Annotated in this window: 17 protein-coding genes; 13 read left to right on the top strand and 4 right to left on the bottom strand. The window is 70.5% G+C overall.

What is annotated here, in order from left to right; all coding sequences use genetic code 11:
* Window positions 1-298: 298 nt before the first annotated feature.
* The 13 genes from PUT80_RS20655 to PUT80_RS20595 all read left to right on the top strand — a co-directional run bounded on the left by PUT80_RS20655 (window position 299) and on the right by PUT80_RS20595 (window position 11,923).
* Window positions 299-1,159: a TetR/AcrR family transcriptional regulator gene (locus PUT80_RS20655; protein WP_134732304.1), complete on the top strand. Its 861-nt coding sequence runs from the start codon at window positions 299-301 to the stop codon at window positions 1,157-1,159.
* Window positions 1,159-2,052 (top strand): 3-keto-5-aminohexanoate cleavage protein, encoded by an 894-nt coding sequence (locus PUT80_RS20650; protein WP_043833189.1) that lies wholly within the window; start codon window positions 1,159-1,161, stop codon window positions 2,050-2,052. The genes PUT80_RS20655 and PUT80_RS20650 overlap by 1 nt, the downstream gene beginning before the upstream one ends.
* Complete coding sequence (locus PUT80_RS20645) at window positions 2,045-2,995, top strand: 3-hydroxyacyl-CoA dehydrogenase NAD-binding domain-containing protein (RefSeq protein WP_043833188.1); 951 nt, start codon at window positions 2,045-2,047, stop codon at window positions 2,993-2,995. The genes PUT80_RS20650 and PUT80_RS20645 overlap by 8 nt, the downstream gene beginning before the upstream one ends.
* Window positions 2,988-3,413 (top strand): thioesterase family protein, encoded by a 426-nt coding sequence (locus PUT80_RS20640; RefSeq protein WP_037805900.1) that lies wholly within the window; start codon window positions 2,988-2,990, stop codon window positions 3,411-3,413. Before PUT80_RS20645 ends, PUT80_RS20640 begins: the two co-directional genes overlap by 8 nt.
* An 81-nt stretch (window positions 3,414-3,494) precedes the next feature.
* Window positions 3,495-5,087: an ABC transporter substrate-binding protein gene (locus PUT80_RS20635; RefSeq protein ID WP_275293159.1), complete on the top strand. Its 1,593-nt coding sequence runs from the start codon at window positions 3,495-3,497 to the stop codon at window positions 5,085-5,087.
* Entirely contained in the window at window positions 5,084-6,040 is a 957-nt protein-coding gene (locus PUT80_RS20630; protein WP_037805897.1) for an ABC transporter permease, read from the top strand. Before PUT80_RS20635 ends, PUT80_RS20630 begins: the two co-directional genes overlap by 4 nt.
* A complete protein-coding gene (locus tag PUT80_RS20625) occupies window positions 6,037-6,933 on the top strand; it encodes an ABC transporter permease (RefSeq protein WP_078870144.1) in 897 nt (298 codons plus the stop codon). The genes PUT80_RS20630 and PUT80_RS20625 overlap by 4 nt, the downstream gene beginning before the upstream one ends.
* Complete coding sequence (locus PUT80_RS20620) at window positions 6,930-8,495, top strand: ABC transporter ATP-binding protein (protein ID WP_134661524.1); 1,566 nt, start codon at window positions 6,930-6,932, stop codon at window positions 8,493-8,495. Before PUT80_RS20625 ends, PUT80_RS20620 begins: the two co-directional genes overlap by 4 nt.
* 8 nt (window positions 8,496-8,503) lie before the next feature.
* The gene (locus PUT80_RS20615; RefSeq protein WP_037805893.1) at window positions 8,504-9,604 is read left to right on the top strand and encodes a serine hydrolase domain-containing protein; all 1,101 of its coding nucleotides are present in this window, start codon (window positions 8,504-8,506) and stop codon (window positions 9,602-9,604) included.
* A gap of 14 nt (window positions 9,605-9,618) precedes the next feature.
* Complete coding sequence (locus tag PUT80_RS20610; RefSeq protein ID WP_037805892.1) at window positions 9,619-10,524, top strand: cobalamin-binding protein; 906 nt, start codon at window positions 9,619-9,621, stop codon at window positions 10,522-10,524.
* Between the two features lie 94 nt (window positions 10,525-10,618).
* Entirely contained in the window at window positions 10,619-11,209 is a 591-nt protein-coding gene (locus PUT80_RS20605) for a hypothetical protein (protein WP_037806596.1), read from the top strand.
* Window positions 11,206-11,409 (top strand): DUF6186 family protein, encoded by a 204-nt coding sequence (locus tag PUT80_RS20600; RefSeq protein WP_037805891.1) that lies wholly within the window; start codon window positions 11,206-11,208, stop codon window positions 11,407-11,409. Before PUT80_RS20605 ends, PUT80_RS20600 begins: the two co-directional genes overlap by 4 nt.
* A 43-nt stretch (window positions 11,410-11,452) precedes the next feature.
* On the top strand, window positions 11,453-11,923 hold the full coding sequence (locus tag PUT80_RS20595; RefSeq protein WP_037805889.1) for an SRPBCC family protein: 471 nt from the start codon (window positions 11,453-11,455) through the stop codon (window positions 11,921-11,923).
* Here the strand turns inward: PUT80_RS20595 and PUT80_RS20590 are convergent.
* The 4 genes from PUT80_RS20590 to PUT80_RS20575 form a co-directional block, all read right to left on the bottom strand.
* Window positions 11,920-12,696 (bottom strand): NAD(P)H-binding protein, encoded by a 777-nt coding sequence (locus PUT80_RS20590; protein WP_037805888.1) that lies wholly within the window; start codon window positions 12,694-12,696, stop codon window positions 11,920-11,922. The genes PUT80_RS20595 and PUT80_RS20590 overlap by 4 nt on opposite strands.
* A gap of 78 nt (window positions 12,697-12,774) precedes the next feature.
* On the bottom strand, window positions 12,775-13,125 hold the full coding sequence (locus tag PUT80_RS20585) for a hypothetical protein (protein ID WP_238606003.1): 351 nt from the start codon (window positions 13,123-13,125) through the stop codon (window positions 12,775-12,777).
* Window positions 13,126-13,202: 77 nt separating this feature from the next.
* Window positions 13,203-14,144, bottom strand: coding sequence for a non-homologous end-joining DNA ligase (gene ligD / locus PUT80_RS20580; protein WP_134661532.1), 942 nt, complete (start codon window positions 14,142-14,144; stop codon window positions 13,203-13,205).
* A 102-nt stretch (window positions 14,145-14,246) separates the two neighbouring features.
* Window positions 14,247-16,349 (bottom strand): DUF6541 family protein, encoded by a 2,103-nt coding sequence (locus PUT80_RS20575; protein ID WP_275293158.1) that lies wholly within the window; start codon window positions 16,347-16,349, stop codon window positions 14,247-14,249.
* Window positions 16,350-16,626: the final 277 nt, after the last annotated feature.

Genomic DNA, 16,626 nt, shown 5'->3' with positions numbered 1-16,626 from the left:
GGCACCCAGCCCCTCCCCCGCACCCCGATACGAAGCCTCCCTGCGGTTCGGGGGTGCTTGTCAAGGCATCTTTCCCGCCTTGACAAGCACCCCCGAACCGTCAGCACAATCAAGCTTCGGGGTGCCCCACGCACGCCAGGGCTAAAGTCGCCGCCAGGCGACGAGCCCAGGACACCAACTGATCCGCCAGTCAACTCAAGATCGCAACTCCTTGGCACACAAGCAATAATTCAAACTGTTACGGCAACAACCCCCCAAGAGTTGCGATTTTCGCAACCCCCCATTACCGTCACGGCCCATGGACGAAACAGACCAGCTGAGAGAACGGGTCCGCCAGCTGATCCAGTCCACACCCGTCCCCCAGCGCGAATTCGCCGCCGCCATCGGCCTGGACCAGACCAAACTCTCCAAAGCCCTCAACGGCACCCGCCGCTTCTCCCCGCACGAGCTGGTCCGCGTCGCCGAATACTCCGGCGTCACGGTGAACTGGCTGCTCAACGGCAGCGACGACGCCAAAACCGTCACCGCCGTCCCGGCCCCGGCGGCGGGAACAGCGAGCGAGCCCGACGACCCAGCACACTCCGAACCAAGACGGCGAATCCTGGAAACCGCCTGGCAGCTCATCGCCGAACGCGGCTACCACCGCGTCCGCATCGCCGACATCGCGCAGGCATGCGGCACCAGCACCGCCGCCATCCACTACCACTTCCCCACCAAAACCGAAGTCCTCGACGAAGCTTTGCGGCGCAACGTAAAGCTCGCCTTCGACCGCCAGGTCGCCGAGCTGCACGCCGTGCCCGGCGCGCACGACCGGCTGCTCAAGCTCGTCGAACTGCAGCTGCCGACCGAAGGCCTGCTGCGCGCCGAATGGTCGGTGTGGCTGCAGGTCTGGAACGAGGTCGCGCTCGACCCGCGGCTGCGTTCGCTCTACACCGATTCCTACGACCGCTGGTACCAGACCATTCTCATGACCATCCGCACCGGCCAGGAGCAGGGCGTGTTCCGCCTGGCCGACCCCGAGGCCGCCACCGCCCAGCTCACCGCGCTGATCGACGGCCTCGGCATCCAGGTGCTGACCGGGCGTCCCGGCAGCACGGTGGGCGCGATGCGCGCGCACCTGAACGACTTCATCGACCGCTCGATCGTCCAAGGAGCCTGATGAACCACGAGGTCATCGTCACCTGCGCGCTCACCGGCGCGGGGGACACCACCCGCCGGAGCCCGCACGTCCCGGTCAGCCCGGCGCAGATCGCCGAGAGCGCCATCGAGGCCGCCAACGCCGGCGCAGCCGTGGTGCACATCCACGTGCGCGAGCCCGAAACCGGGGCGCCGTCGCGGGATGTCGCGCTGTATCGCGAGGCGGTCCGGCTGGTCAAAGAGTCCGGAGTGGACGTCGTCGTCAACCTCACCGCGGGCATGGGCGGCGACCTGGTCATCGACGCCGAGGACCCGCTCAAGCCGGTCGACGGCACCGACCTGGTCAACGCGCACGACCGCCTCCCGCACGTCGAAGAGCTGCTGCCGGACATCTGCACGCTCGACTGCGGTTCGCTGAACTTCGGCGAGGGCAACCAGCTCTACGTGTCCACTCCGGACATGCTGCGCACCGGCGCGAAGCGCATCCAGGAGCTCGGTGTGAAGCCCGAACTGGAGATCTTCGACACCGGAAACCTGTGGTTCGCCACGAAAATGGTCGAAGAAGGCCTCATCGACCCGCCGCCGCTGTTCCAGCTCTGCATGGGCATCCCGTACGGCGCCCCGCCGGACCCCGGGCTGCTGCAGGCGATGGTGCACCTGCTGCCGGAAGGCGCGCAGTGGGCGTCGTTCGCCATCGGCCGCGACCAGATGCCGTGGGTCGCGCAGTCGGTGCTGCTGGGCGGGCACGTCCGCGTCGGGCTGGAGGACAACCTCTACCTGGCGCGCGGCGTCAAGGCCACCAACGGCCAGCTCGTCGAACGCGCGGTGGACATCGTGCAGAAGCTCGGCGCGGACATCGCCACCCCGGACCGGGCGCGCGAAATCCTGGGGCTGAAGGAGCGCGTGCATGCCTGAGACCACCGAGACCACTGTGGACACTGTCGCGTGCATCGGAGCCGGAGTCATCGGCGGCGGCTGGGTCGCGCATTTCCTCGCCCAGGGATTCGACGTCCGAGCCTGGGACCCCGCGCCGGACGCCGCGGAGAAGCTCGAACGGCTCGTCAACGCGGCGTGGCCCGCGCTCACCGAACTGGGCCTCAAGCCCGGCGCGAGCCGAGACCGGCTCACCGTCACCGCGACGCTCGCGGAGGCCGTCGACGGCGTGGGCTTCGTGCAGGAAAGCGCGCCGGAAGACCTTGCGCTGAAACAGAAACTGCTCGCCGACATCGACGCCGTCACCGCGCCGGACGTCGTGATCGCCTCCTCCACTTCCGGCTACGGCATGACCGAAATGCAGGTCGCCGCGAAGACGCCGGAACGGCTGGTGGTCGGGCATCCGTTCAACCCGCCGTACCTGATCCCGCTGGTCGAGGTGGCGGGCGGGAAGCTCAGCGCGCCGTGGGCGGTCGAGCAGGCCGCCGCGTTCTACCGGCGCGTCGGCAAGTCCGTGATCACGATGGACCGCGAGGTGCCCGGCTTCATCGCGAACCGGCTCCAGGAAGCGCTGTGGCGCGAGGCCCTGCACATGGTCGCGAACGGCGAGGCGACGGTCGAGCAGATCGACCTCGCGATCACCGACGGACCAGGCCTGCGCTGGCCGATCCAGGGCCCGATGCTGACGTTCCACCTGGCGGGCGGCGAGGGCGGTATGGCGCACATGCTGGACCACTTCGGACCGTCGCTGAAGTCGCCGTGGACCCGGCTCGAAGCGCCCGAACTCACCAAGGACCTGCGCGACGCCGTGGTCGCCGGTTGCGACGACGAAGCGGACGGGCGGACCATCGCCGACCTGATCGCCGAACGCGACCGGGCGGTCATCGCGATCCAGCGCGCGGTCGGGCAGGCCCGTCGTGGCTGAGTACCGCGACCGGGTCCGTCCAGAGTGGATCGACTACAACGGCCACCTGTCCGAGCCCTACTACGTGCTCGTCTTCGGCGACGCGACCACCGCGCTGATGGACATCGTCGGCCTCGGCCCCGGCTACCGCGAGAGAACCGGGGCGTCGCTGTACACCGTGGAGGCGCACGTCCGGTACCTGCGCGAAGTCGGCGCGGACGCCGAACTCGAGGTGAGCACCTCCGTGCTGTCAGTCGGCGCGAAAAAGGTGCGGCTGTGCCACGAGATGCGGGTCGGCGGCGAACTCGTCGCGACCGAAGAGCTGTTGTGCCTGCACGTTTCCGGGGGCCGCGCGACGCCGTTCCCCGCCGAAATCGCCACCGCGCTCGACACGCATCTCGCCCCGGTCCCGGACTACGCGGGACGCGCCATCGCCTGATCCCCTCCCCCGCCGTGTCGTGCGCGGCGACGCCGATGAGAACCGGCGTCGCCGTGCACGGCACCCGCTCGAAAGTCACCCATGGAAGCCCGATGTAAACCGACCAACGTTTCCCGCCGCCGATTCCTCACGACCGCGCTCGCCGGCGCCGCGCTCGCCGGCACCGCACCCCTGCTGGCCGCCTGCGGCTCCACCGTCGCCGCGGCCGTGCCTTCCGGACCGCCGAAACGAGGCGGCACCCTCCGCGTCGGAGTCACCGGCGGAGGCGCGTCGGACACCCTCGACCCGCACATCCCCGCCACGAACCCGGACATCGCCCGGGTGCTCAACCTCTACGAACCGCTCCTGCTGCGCGATCACGACTACCGGCTCCAGATGCTGGTCGCCGAATCGCTGAAGCCCTCGCCGGACGCGCGCACCTGGACCGCCGTGCTGCGGTCGGGCATCCGCTTCCACGACGGCCGCCCGGTGACCCCGGCCGACGTCGTCGCGACCTTCCGCCGGATCACCGACCCGAAGGACCCGAAGAGCGGCGCGGCCGGGCTGACCATGCTCGGCGAGGTCGCCGCCGTCGGCGACCGGACCGTCGAATTCCGCCTCACGTCCCCGAATTCCGGCTTCGACGACCTGCTCGGGCAGTACAGCCTCGGCATCGTCCCGGCCGATTTCGACGTCAAACGCCCGATCGGCACCGGCCCGTTCAAGGCCGACACGTTCACCGCCGGGCTGCAGAGCACCTTCGTGCGCAACGAGCACTACTGGCGGCCGGGCCAGCCGTACCTGGACCGGTTGTCGCTCATCAACTTCGCCGACGACGACGCCCGGATCAACGCGCTCCTCTCGTCCCAGGTGGACGCGATCGACCAGGTCCCGGTCGCGCTCGTGGACGTGCTCCGCAGCGATCCGCGGATCCAGGTGCTGCGCTCGGAAACCGGGACCTGGCTGCCGTTCACCATGCGCGTCGACCGGCCGCCGTTCGACGACGTCCGGGTGCGCCAGGCACTGCGCCTGGTGGTCGACCGCGAGCAGATGATCAACCAGGTGCTCAGCGGGCAGGGCCGGGTCGGCAACGACCTGTACGCGCCCTTCGACCCGGCGTACAACCGGCAGCTGCCGCAGCGGAAGCAGAACATCGCCGAGGCGAAACGGCTGCTCGCCGAGGCGGGCAAGCCGAATCTCGACATCGAACTGGTCACCGCGCCGATCCAGGCCGGCGCGGTCGAGGCCGCGCAGGTGTTCCAGCAGCAGGCCAAGGCGGCCGGCGTGAACGTGCGGATCCGGAAGATCGACACCACCACGTTCTACGGCGAGAACTACCTGTCCTGGGATTTCGCGCAGGACTTCTGGTACACGCGCAACTACCTGCCGCAGGTCGCGTCCGGCGCACTGCCGAAAGCGCCGTACAACGAAACCCATTGGAACGACCCGGAATTCACCGATCTCGTCACGCGGGCGAGCGCCACGGTGGACCCGAAGGCGCGCACGGAGCTGCTGCACCGGGCGCAGCGGATCGAGTACGAACGCGGCGGGCTGATCGTGTGGGGGTTCGTCGACCAGGTCGACGCCTACCAGTCCTATGTGGCCGGATTCGTGCCGGACCGGACCGGGATCTCGCTGTCGGGCTACCAGTTCCGCCAGGTCTGGCTCGGCACGGCGGAAGGAGGCGCGGCATGACCCGGCTGATCCTCAAACGGCTGCTCGTGAGCCTCGTGGTGCTGTGGCTGGTCACCCTGCTCGTGTTCGTCGCGACGCTGCTGCTGCCGGGCGACCCGGCGCGGGCCATCCTCGGCCAGCAGGCGACCCCGGAGCGGATCGCCGCGCTGCAGCACCAGCTGCACCTCGACGAACCGGTCTGGCAGCGCTATCTCTCGTGGCTGGGCGGCCTGTTCACCGGCGACCTCGGCACGTCGACCTCGACCCAGGGCCCGGTCACGACGCTGCTGGCGGACCGGGTGTCGGCCTCGCTCGTGCTGCTCGTGCTCGCCGCGGTGATCGCCACCCCGCTCGGGCTCGCGTTCGGCACCTGGACCGCGATGCGCCGCGGCCGCGCCAGCGACCAGGTCGTGTCCGGCATCAGCCTGGTGATCGCCGCGCTGCCGGAGTTCGTGATCGGCGTGGCGCTCATCGTCCTGTTCGCGACGACGGTGTTCCGCGTCCTGCCTTCCGTCACCCTCACGCCACCAGGCGAAGCGGTATGGGCGCAACCGAGTCAGCTCGTGTTGCCGGTGCTCACGCTCGTGCTCGTCGTGACGCCGTACATCACGCGGATGATGCGCGCGACGATGAGCGAAGTGCTCGATTCCGGTTACGTGGAAATGGCGCGGCTCAAGGGAATGCGCGAGCGGACGGTGTTGCTGCGGCACGCCCTGCCGCACGCGGTCGGGCCGGTCGCGCAGGTCGTCGCGATCCAGCTCGCGTGGCTGGCCGGCGGCGTCGTGGTGGTCGAATTCCTCTTCCGCTACCCCGGCATCGGCCAGGCGCTGATCGACGCGGTCGGCAAGCGCGACGTCGCCGTCGTCCAGGCGGTGACGCTGCTGATCGCGGCCGTCTACATCGTGGTGAACCTGCTGGCCGACGTGATCGGCATCCTCGCCGATCCCAAGCTCCGGACGGAGGCAGTGCGATGACCGCGGTCGAAGAAGAACAGGTGGTGCCCGCCGTTCCGGAGACGCCGCCGCGCGCGGCCGGGCTGATCCGCACCGCTTGGGCGTTCCCGCAAGCCAAGGTCGGCACCGTACTGGCCGGAGTCGTCATTCTCGTGGCGCTGCTCGGCCCGTGGCTCGGGCCGGTCATCACCGGGCACAGCACCACGGACTTCGCCGGAAAACCGTTCAAACCAGACGGGCTGATGGGCACCGACGGTCTCGGCCGCGACGTCCTCACCCGCTTCCTGGCGGGCGGCACCACCCTGCTGCTGTACGCGGTGCTCGCCACGGCGCTCGGCATCGTCCTCGGCGCGCTGCTCGGCATGATCGCCGGGTACGGCGGCGGCTGGCTGGACAGCCTGCTAATGCGCGGCAACGACGTGCTGCTGTCGTTCCCGCAGCTGGTCATCGCGCTGCTGGCGATCGCGGTGATCGGCCCGAAGGGCTGGCTGCTGGTGCTGGTCATCGGGTTGACGCACGCGCCGCGGACCGCGCGGGTCGCCCGGCAGGCCACGGTTTCGGTGCGCAACCACGACTACATCCGCGCGGCCGAGATGTACGCCGTGCCGCGCAGCCGGATCCTGCTGCGCGAAATCCTGCCGAACATCACCGGCCCGCTCATGGTGGAGCTGGGGCTGCGGCTGACGTATTCGATCGGGTACATCGCCTCGCTGTCGTTCCTCGGGCTCGGCATCCAGCCGCCCGCCGCGGACTGGGGCCTGATGATCAACGAGAACCGGATCGCGCTCGTCGTGCAGCCGTGGGGCGTGCTGCTCCCGGTCGCCGCGATCGCGGTGCTGGCCGTCGGCACGAACCTCGTCGCCGACTCGCTCGCCTCGGCCGCGGCCGGGCGGACCCGGGAGGCACGAGCATGACGACCGCTCTGGAAGTGACCGGACTGGCCGTGCGCACGACGGCGGGCCGCCCGGTGCTGCATTCGGTGTCCTACGAGATCGCGCCCGGCGAGGTCCTCGCGCTCGTCGGGGAATCCGGCTCCGGCAAGACGACCGCCGGATTGGCCGCGCTCGGCCATTTCCGCCGCGGGCTGATGGCCGGCGGCGGCCAGGTGCTGCTGCACCCGCGCGACGGCGAACCGGTCGACGTCCTGACGCTCGACGACGCCGCGCGCCGCCAGTTGCGGGGCAGCGCGGTCGCGTACATCCCGCAGGACCCGGCGCTGTCGCTCAACCCGGCGCTGCGCGTCGGCCGGCAGATCGCTGAGGTGCTGGAAACGCACGGCTACGCCGGGTCCGTCGACGAGCGCGTGGCCGAGGTGCTCGCCGAGGTCGGGTTGCCGTCCGACGAGGCCTACCAGCGGCGATACCCGCATCAGCTGTCCGGCGGCCAGCAGCAGCGGGTCGGCATCGCGATGGCGTTCGCGTGCCGCCCGAGCGTCGTGGTGCTGGACGAGCCCACCACCGGCCTGGATGTGAAGACGCAGGCGCTGGTGCTGGAAACGGTCCGGCAGCTGACGTCCGAGCACGGCGTCGCGGCGCTCTACATCACGCACGACCTCGCCGTCGTGGCGCAGCTCGCGGACCGGGTCGCCGTGATGTACCAAGGAGATCTCGTCGAATGCGGCGTCGCTGACGACGTGTTGCGACGGCCGAAGCACGCGTACACGAAGCGGCTTCTCGCTGCGGTGCCCGACCTTGACGCGGAGCCCGCCACCGCTCCCCCGCCGGACGACGCGGTGCTGGCCGCGCGCGACATCCAGGTGTCCTATGGGCAGCAGAAGGTGTTGCGCGGCATCGATCTCGCCGTGACGCGCGGAGAAAGCGTGATGCTGCTCGGCGAGTCCGGTTCCGGGAAAACCACGTTGTCGCAGTGCATCGCCGGGCTCAATCGCGGCTTCACCGGCACCGTCGCGCTCGAAGGCACTCCGCTGGCTCCGGCGGCCCGGCAGCGCAGCACCGACGAACTGCGGCGCATTCAGTACGTCTTCCAGAGCCCGTTCTCGTCGCTGAACCCGCGCAAGACGATCGCGCAGTCGATCGAGGTTCCGTTGGTGCGCTTGACGTCTCTCTCGCGCACCGAGCGCCGGAAACGCGTCGCCGAGACGCTGGACCGGGTCCGCCTGCGGCAAGACCTCGCGAACCGGTTGCCGGACCAGCTCAGCGGCGGCGAACGGCAACGCGCCGCGATCGCCCGCGCGCTGGTGACCACGCCGGACGTCCTGGTGTGCGACGAGGTCACCTCCGCGCTGGACGTCTCCGTGCAGGCCACCATCGTCGAACTGCTCGGCGAACTGCGCCGGGAACTCGGCATGGCGATGCTGTTCGTGACGCACAACATCGCCCTCGCCCCGGAGGTGGCGGACCGGATCGCGGTCCTGCGCGGGGGCGAGATCGTCGAGGAAGGCACCGTCGAGACGGTGCTGAACTCCCCGTCGCACGAGTACACCAGCGAACTTCTCGCTACGACGCCGAGGCTGTGAGGAGCCGAATGACTGTCAACGGTGCGGTAAAACCCGGGTACGAGGGCGTGCGGGAAGCGTTCGGCGACCTCATCGAGGCCACCACTGGCGGAGCCGCGTTCAGCGTCTTCCGCGACGGCGCCCCGGTGGTGGAACTGTGGGGCGGCTCGGCCGCGGACGGCGTGCCGTGGACCGAGGACACCCGCGCCGTGTTGTTCAGCGGCACCAAGGGCGTGGTCGCGACCGTCCTGGCGATCCTGACCGCGCAGGGGAAACTCGACCCGGACGAACGCGTCGCCCGCTACTGGCCGGAGTTCGCCGCGGCAGGCAAGGAGGACGTGCCGGTCTCGCAGGTCCTCTCGCACACGGTCGGCCTGCCTTACGTCGAGCCCGACCTGCCGATGCTGGACAACGCGGCAAACGCCGAGGCCCTCTCCAGCCAGCGTCCATTGTGGACTCCCGGGACGAAGGTCGCGTACCACGCGCTCACCTACGGCTACCTCGCCACCGAACTGGCCCGGCGCGTCACCGGAGCGGACCTGGGTGTCCTCGTCCGCGACCTCCTCGCCGAGCCGCACGGCCTCGACCTGCGGCTCGGCACCCCGCCGACCGTCCCGGTCGCCACGCTGCGGCGCGCGCCCGGGTACCGGATCAGCACCTTCCTCCAGGACGAGGAACGCCGCCGGATCGTCGAACGGATGTACCGCGGCCTGCTCGATTCGGGCGACTCGATGAACTCGCCGGAGTACCGCGGCGCGACGCTGGCGGCGGGCGGCGCGGTCGGCACCGCGACCGCGATGGCCCGCCTCTACGACCTGCTGCGCTCGGGCGGACTCGTCCCCGCCGACGTACTCGGCCGAGCCACCCGCACCTGGTCCGAGGGCATCGACGCGATCAACGACCGCCCGCTGCGCTTCGGCCTCGGCTTCGAACTGGCCGACCCGATCGGCACCTACGGCCCCGCCGACGCCGACCCCGCCGCTTTCGGCCACTCCGGGGCCGGTGGCGGCCGCCACGGCGCGTGGCCGGCCCGGGGTCTGTCGTTCTCGTTCGTGACGAACGAACTCCAGGCCGAGGACGTCGACCACCGGGCGTCGTCGCTTCTGGCGGCGCTGCACGAGGCCGCCTGACCTACCGTGGGGAGATGCGGATCGTCTCCCTGCTGCCCGCCGCCACCGACCTCGTCGCCACGCTCGGCAAGGCGAGCGACCTCGTCGGCCGCACCCACGAATGCGACTGGCCCGCCGAGGTCGCGTCGGTGCCGGTGGTGACCGCCGCGGACCTCGACTCCGACACTCTGACCAGCCGCGAAATCTCCACCGCCGTCGGAGCGTCCCACCAGGGTTCGTCGCTCTACTCGGTCGACGTCCGCCAGTTGGCCGCCCTCGCGCCCGACCTCGTGCTCACGCAAGACCTGTGCGAGGTCTGCGCGGTGTCCTACACCCGCGTCGCCGCGGCAGTGCGGATGCTCGACGCCGGACCGCGCGTGCTCAGCCTGGAACCGCGCACCCTGGACGAGGTCCTTGGCTGCCTGACCACCCTCGGCGACGCACTGGACGTCCCGGAGGTGGCCGCCGCCCGAGTCGCCGAACTCCGCTCACGACTCGCCACTGTCCGCCGCCGCGTCGCGGGACTTCCCCGGCCGCGCGTGGTCGCTCTGGAATGGCTCGACCCGCTCTGGCCAGCCGGACATTGGGTGCCCGAACAAATCTCCGCCGCGGGCGGCACCCCGCTGCTCGCGGAACCGGGCGAGCACACGAAACCGATGCCGTGGGACGCCGTGGTCGCAGCCCGTCCGGACGTCCTGCTCGTCCTCCCCTGCGGGTTCTCCCCGGACCGGACCGAGTCGGAGCTGGACGTCCTCGCCTCGCTGCCCGGCTGGACCGACCTGCCCGCAGTCCGGAACGACCGGGTCTGGCTCCTCGACGGCCCGTCCTATTTCAACCGCCCCGGCCCGCGGGTGGTGCGCGGAGCGGAGATCCTCGCGACTGTCCTGCACGACATTCCCGCCGATCCCCCGGTCAGCCGTGCGGAGGCCCGGCGGATCTGACTCAGCCGCTCGAAAAAATCCCCCGACCGGGAAGCCGCGGACCCACTTTCGCGTTGTCTCTCAAGCAGAACCGGCACGGAATGGGGTGGGTCGCTTGAGCTCTCCCGAACGGCACGCGGCGGATTACCCGGCACCCCGCCTGGCCGTCGATCTCCCGATCGCAGCCCTCCTCATCGCCTCCCTCGCCCACTGGATCCGCGGCGCCCCCGCCGACGGCGTGATCTTCTTCGCTGCCGCGATCCTGCTGCTCTTCACCGAACGCCACAGCACCCCCGCCGACGCCCTGCTCCCCGCCACCCGCCTGCCCGGCGCCTCGCTGATCGTCGCCGCCGCCCTCGTCGCGCTGGCCTTCGGCCGCCACACCGTGCCGATGTTCCTGGCCGTCACCGCGATCGGCATCGGCGCTCTCGTCGTGGAGTGGCGGGACCCCTCGCTCCCCGCGCAACCGGTCCCGCGCCGCGGCTGGCTGTGGGTCGCGCTGGCGATCTCCTGGTGCCTGTGGGAACTCGTTTCCTTCATCTACGAGCAAGCGGCGGGCGGGCTCTCCCTCACGCATCCCACGATGAGCGACCTCGTCGACCCGATGCTTGACAACCGCGTCGTCCAGGCGCTCGCGATCGGCGTCTGGGTCGCCGCCGGGCTGGCGATGCTGCGCGCCGCCGCCACCGCGAGGAGGGCGGCATGAGCAGCAGGCTGATCACCGAAATCGGCTTCGGCGCGATCGTGGCCGCCGCCCTTCTGCTGTGGCTGGGCAGCCACCTGCTCCCGAAGAAAATCCCGCCGCTGACCCGCGTCCTCGCCGCCCTGATGCGCAAGCGGTCCACCCGGATCGCGCTCGTGCTGGCGTGGTGGTGGGTCGGCTGGCACTTCTTCGTCCAGAGCTGACCCCTCGACGTAATCATCGATTATTTCTGCTATGGTCGATGATATGAACGAACGTCTCGAGGTCTCCCGGCTCATTCCCGCCCCCGCCAGCGCCGTCTTCGCGGTCCTCACGGATCCGCAGGGCCACGTCGACATCGACGCGTCCGGGATGCTCATGGACGCCGAAGGCGAACCGGTGACCCAGGCCGGCGACCGGTTCGTCGTCCACATGGACCGGGAAGCGCTCGGCGACCGGCCGCTGGGCAAGTACGACGTCGAGGTCGTCATCACGAAACTGGTCCTGGACCAGGAGATCGCGTGGACCGTCGAAGGCAGCCTGCGCCCGCACGTCCGGCACATCTACGGCTACCGGCTGGAGCCCGCCGAGGACGGCACCCGCGTCACGTCCTACTACGACTGGTCCGAACTCAGCGAGGAGTGGAAGGAGCGCCTGACCTTCCCGGTCGTCCCCGAATCCGCTCTGAAGGCGACCCTCGGCATCCTGGAGCGCACCGTCCGCCGCCGAGCCGCCTAGCGGTACCGGAACGCGGTCGGCTTGCCCTGCTCCGCCAGATACTGCTCGAAGGTGACCACGCCGTCCGCGTGCTCCGGCGCCAGGTTCGCGCCGTCCGCGTAACCCCGGGCGACCCGGCCCGGCGCCGGCACCGAAACGAGCCGTTTGTCCTTCCCGGACGCGGCGAGCAGGGCACGCGCCAGATCGGCCGTCGTCCGCACCTCCGGTCCGCCGAAGTCCGCGACCCGCCCCCGCGGTTCGCCCTGCGCCAGTTCCAGCAGCCGGGCCGCGACGTCGCGCACGTCGACGGGCTGGAAACGGAACTTCGGCACCGGCACCACCGGCAGCCGCGCGGCGCCGGCGAGGATCGTCCGCACCAGCGAGTGGAACTGCGTCGCCCGCAGGATCGTGTGCGGCATCCCGGAACCCGCGATCAGCTTCTCGGCGGCCAGTTTCGCCTGGTAGTAGCCGAGCGGGATCTTGTCGACGCCGACGATCGAGACGTACACCAGATGCGGCGTCTGCCCGCTCCACCGCGCGGCTTCGACGAGCGTGCGGACCGTCTCGACTTCCCGGCGGTAGTCCGTCGCGCAATGAATCACCGTGCCGACCCCAGCGACCGCGACGTCGATCCCCCGCCCGGTGCGCAGGTCGCCGGCCGTCCACTGGACCCCTTCGCCGGACCGCCGCCGCCGGCTCAACGCCCGCACCGGAACCTCCGCGGCCCGGAGCCGTTCCACGACCACCCGGCCCAGTTGTCCGCTTCCGCCGGTGACGAGGATCTGCTCGGCCACGTGGTTCCTCCCGCTGCCGCACCGCCCGGGCTCAGCCGGCTTACGCCCGCCATCCTGGCATGCCTCACGCCACCCGGGTCAAAACCTCGAACGCCACCGCACCGTCGGCTCATCCGCCGCATCCCGCCGCGGCGCATCCTTCCGCAACAACACCGACAACCGCCCATACGCCGTGATCAGCTCCGACGTCGCCTCATTCCCCCGCCCGGCCCGGGCATGCTCGAACCCCTGCCGCAACGCGGCCAGCGCGCCCGGTTCTGCGGTCGCGAGCAGGCCAGCGGCCTCGGAAACCGTCTCCGCGAGCCCGTCGAGCATGGCGTTCGTTTCCGGCCGTCCGGGCGCGACAGTGAGCACCGGTGACAGCACGCGCAGCTGGTGGTGCAGCCGGTAAAGCACGGCAAGCGGATCGTTCTGCTCAGCACCGTCCATCGTGCTCTCCTCCGCTCCGTCCCCGGGGAGACGAGGCGGAGGCTCCCCCATGACGCCAGGCGCCCGATTGACTTCGCTCAGGAGTCCTCTGCCTCCAACCCGTCCCGGTCGGCCCACTCCAGCAACGGCTCGAGCGAGTACGCCACGTCGTCGATCCCCGCGTGCAGGTCGCCGAGTTCGGCGAACCGCGCGGGCACGGTCGCGATCGTGCAGTCGTGCGGGTCGACGTCGTCGACCTCGTCCCAGCGGATCGGCGTCGACACCAGCGCCTCGGGCACCCCGCGCACCGAATAGGCGCTGGCGATCGTGTGGTCCCGCGCGTTCTGGTTGTAGTCCACGAACAGCTTCTTCGGGTCGCGGTCCTTGCGCCACCAGGTGGTGGTGACCTCGTCCGGAGCCCGCCGCTCGACCTCGCGCGCGAACGCCAGCGCGGCCCGGCGGACGTCGGCGAACCCCCAGCGCGGTTCGATCCGCACGTAGATGTGCATCCCGCTGCCGCCGGACGTCTTCGGCCAGCCGCGGATGTCCAGTTCGGCGAGGATCTCCTCGGCGACGTGCGCGACCCGGCGCACGGTGTCGAATCCGCAGTCCGGCATCGGGTCGAGGTCGATCCGCCATTCGTCGGGCCGCTCGGTGTCCGCGCGGCGCGAATTCCAGGGATGGAACTCCACAGTGGACATCTGCACCGCCCACGCGACGTGCGCCAGCTCGGTCACGCACAGCTCGTCGGCGTGCCGATGGTAGCGCGGGAACTGCACCCGCACCGTCTCCAGCCACGGCGGCGCACCGTTCGGCACCCGCTTCTGGTGCACCTTCTCGCCGGCCACCCCGGACGGGAACCGGTGCAGCATGCACGGCCGTTCCCGCAGCGCGCGCACGATCCCGTCGCCGACCGACAGGTAGTAGCGGACGAGATCGAGCTTCGTCTCGCCGCGCGCCGGGAAGTAGACCCGGTCCGGGTTGGACACCCGGACCGTCCGGTCCCCCACCTCGAGCTCGACGGCCTCGCCCTTAGCCATGCCACCGACCGTATCCGGAAACGGCCCGGCGCGTCAGCGGCCGAACGGCACGAGGGTGAAACGCCTGCCCGCCGCGGCACCGGCCGCTCGCCGCCGGATCGGTCAATTCGGCAACGCAGCCAGCACGGAGCGATCCAGTTTGTACACCGTGACCGTGCCCGACCGGAACGCCACCGAGAGGCCGGGAAGGCCGTCCAGGTTCTGCAGTCCCGGAGCCAGCTCGAACGTCGGCGCGGTGTACCAGCTGTTCGGCGAACCGGGTCCCGCGCCCATGGTCGGCGCTGTGCTGTCCACGTAGACGTAGCCGATGTTCAGCGACAACACGGTTTTCCGGATGTTCGGGTCGGTCGGATAGTCGCGGAACGAGCGCAGCAGCTCATAGGTCACCGGCTCGAGGGCCGAGCCGAGCGTGACCACGTTGACCACCGGCACCCGGTCCTCGACGTACGCGTAGGTCGAGCCGTCGTTGGCGCTGTTCATCAGCCGTTCGCCGGGCTTGATGTGCTCCTCGACGAACTTCGCCGCCCGCTTGTCGTCGTCGTTGACCCGGGTGAACTCCGGCTTCGCGTAGCGGCTGGCGATCACCTCGGCGTTGCGGTGTTCGTAGGGCACCGCAGCGTAGACGACATATCCGGCCATCATGACCGCGAGCAACGCGGCGGAAACCGGACCGGCGAACCGGCGGACGCGACTGAACACCGCCGCGTTCTTCGGCATCCCCGCCAAGCGAATGATTCCGACCGCCACGAATACGACCGCGATAGCCGCCAGCACCGGAATGAACAGGGAAATGTGCGACTGAATGCGCACATACGATTTGTAGAACGGCGATCCGACCATCGAGCCGATGCCCGACCACGGGTGCACCTTGAAATCGACGACGATCGCCAGCCAGGCCAGCCACATCGCGGCGACGCCCCACGCGCGGCGGAGCACCACGACGACCAGCACCCCTACCAGCGCGAGCACACCCGCGCTGAGCTGCGAGAAGATGCCGTGCGGATCGAAATAGCCGCCGTAGGTGAGCTTGAGGTTGGTCGACAGCGCGTCGCCGAACCGGCCGGGCGGGATGTCCGGCGACCAGGTCCCGGTGCGCGTGGCCTGGCTCGCCGAGCCGAGCAGCGTGGTCGCCGAGGCGAGCGCGGCCACCAGCCCCGCCGCCAGCAGCACCGGCCACTGCCCGCGCAGGATTTCCCGGCCCCGCTTCGTGAACGCCTCGACGATCCAGAACACCACGACGCTGAGGCCGACGGTGGCGGCCACGCTCGGGTGGACCGAGAACACCCCGGCCACCCCGAGGCCCAGCACGAACGCCCGCAGCCAGCGCGAGCCCGGTCCCCATCCGCGGAGCCCGCCCACCGAGATCAGCGCCGCGATCACGCCGGGAGCCATGCTCATCGCGGCCGCGTTCGGCGCGATCCCGCCGTCGTGCAGGAGCTGCACGCCCGGCCGGTACAGCCCGGCCGCGACCAGCGCGGCGACCCCGCCGGCGAGGGCGGTCCAGCCCGATCCGGCGCGCAGCCTGCGGAACGCCGCGGCCGCGAGCGCCGCCGAGCCGAGCACGAACACCGGCCCGGTGATCAGGGCGTTCATCACGTTGAAGCCGGTGATCGGCCCGCCGGTCAGCTGGCCGGACAGCGCCGCGGGCAGCGGCAGCCCGGACGGGTAGAACGACACCGGCTGCCCGGTGAGCACGTCGATCGGCAGGAGGTCCCACGGCGCGGCCCGGCCGGTGTCGCTGATGTAGGCCACCAGCACCATGTGGATGATCGTGTCGTGTTCCTGCGGGTACGTGTCCCAGGAGCCGAGGCCGCCGTGCCATTGCTGCAGGGCGAGCGCGATGCCGCCCAGCACCAGCACCGCGGCGCCGAGCTTGGCCGCCAGCAGCCAGCGGCCGGTCAGCGCGGGCAGCAGCGAGGTGTCCGGCTCCTCGACCGGCGCGGGCTCGGTGCGGCCGCGGCGCAGCCACGCGATGCCGAAGACGATCGCGGACAGCAGCAGGGTCACCGCGAGCGCGAGCGGAATCCCGAAGGACAACCCGGGAATGCCGGACGCCAGCCCGGCCAGGCCGTAGACGCCGACGCTGACCGGCGCGGTCAGCGCGGCGAGCCACAATTTGTCCCGGACGCCGGCGGCGAGTTGCACCAGAAGCCCCGGCACGGCGAGAACGGCCAGCCCCGCCAGCGGGTACAAAAGCAGACTCACGGCGAAGACCACCCAATCTCGTGAAGAACTCGTTGGATTCCACTGGGAACTGCATCTGTACTGAAGACTGGGGCCGCCGGTCGCGCATCGAAGACGGAACTTCCGATATGCCTTCGATTTCGACGTGCTGCCTTCCCGCCGCCGCCGAGAATACGACACCGACCCCGGGATCCCGGGACCGGCCCGGCAGAAGTCGATCGACGGCGGGGCGGGCCCGCGGGCGCCCGCGGCCCGGCCCTCCCCGGCTCCGGAATCGCGGTGCTCCGGCCGTCTTCAG

The sequence above is a fragment of the Amycolatopsis sp. La24 genome, from assembly GCF_029087445.1.
GTDB classification, from domain to species: Bacteria; Actinomycetota; Actinomycetes; order Mycobacteriales; family Pseudonocardiaceae; genus Amycolatopsis; species Amycolatopsis nivea.
Note: the sequence above shows the minus strand (reverse complement) of the source record. Positions and strands in the feature narration are given on the sequence as shown.

What these genes read in the sequence shown, in the direction of transcription:
- PUT80_RS20655 (WP_134732304.1), top strand. Translation starts at nt 299, where the DNA reads ATGGACGAAACAGACCAGCTGAGAGAACGGGTCCGCCAGCTGATCCAG.
- PUT80_RS20650 (WP_043833189.1), top strand. Translation starts at nt 1,159, where the DNA reads ATGAACCACGAGGTCATCGTCACCTGCGCGCTCACCGGCGCGGGGGAC.
- PUT80_RS20645 (WP_043833188.1), top strand. Translation starts at nt 2,045, where the DNA reads ATGCCTGAGACCACCGAGACCACTGTGGACACTGTCGCGTGCATCGGA.
- PUT80_RS20635 (WP_275293159.1), top strand. Translation starts at nt 3,495, where the DNA reads ATGGAAGCCCGATGTAAACCGACCAACGTTTCCCGCCGCCGATTCCTC.
- PUT80_RS20630 (WP_037805897.1), top strand. Translation starts at nt 5,084, where the DNA reads ATGACCCGGCTGATCCTCAAACGGCTGCTCGTGAGCCTCGTGGTGCTG.
- PUT80_RS20625 (WP_078870144.1), top strand. Translation starts at nt 6,037, where the DNA reads ATGACCGCGGTCGAAGAAGAACAGGTGGTGCCCGCCGTTCCGGAGACG.
- PUT80_RS20620 (WP_134661524.1), top strand. Translation starts at nt 6,930, where the DNA reads ATGACGACCGCTCTGGAAGTGACCGGACTGGCCGTGCGCACGACGGCG.
- PUT80_RS20615 (WP_037805893.1), top strand. Translation starts at nt 8,504, where the DNA reads ATGACTGTCAACGGTGCGGTAAAACCCGGGTACGAGGGCGTGCGGGAA.
- PUT80_RS20610 (WP_037805892.1), top strand. Translation starts at nt 9,619, where the DNA reads ATGCGGATCGTCTCCCTGCTGCCCGCCGCCACCGACCTCGTCGCCACG.
- PUT80_RS20600 (WP_037805891.1), top strand. Translation starts at nt 11,206, where the DNA reads ATGAGCAGCAGGCTGATCACCGAAATCGGCTTCGGCGCGATCGTGGCC.
- PUT80_RS20595 (WP_037805889.1), top strand. Translation starts at nt 11,453, where the DNA reads ATGAACGAACGTCTCGAGGTCTCCCGGCTCATTCCCGCCCCCGCCAGC.
- PUT80_RS20585 (WP_238606003.1), bottom strand. Translation starts at nt 13,125, where the DNA reads ATGGACGGTGCTGAGCAGAACGATCCGCTTGCCGTGCTTTACCGGCTG.
- ligD (WP_134661532.1), bottom strand. Translation starts at nt 14,144, where the DNA reads ATGGCTAAGGGCGAGGCCGTCGAGCTCGAGGTGGGGGACCGGACGGTC.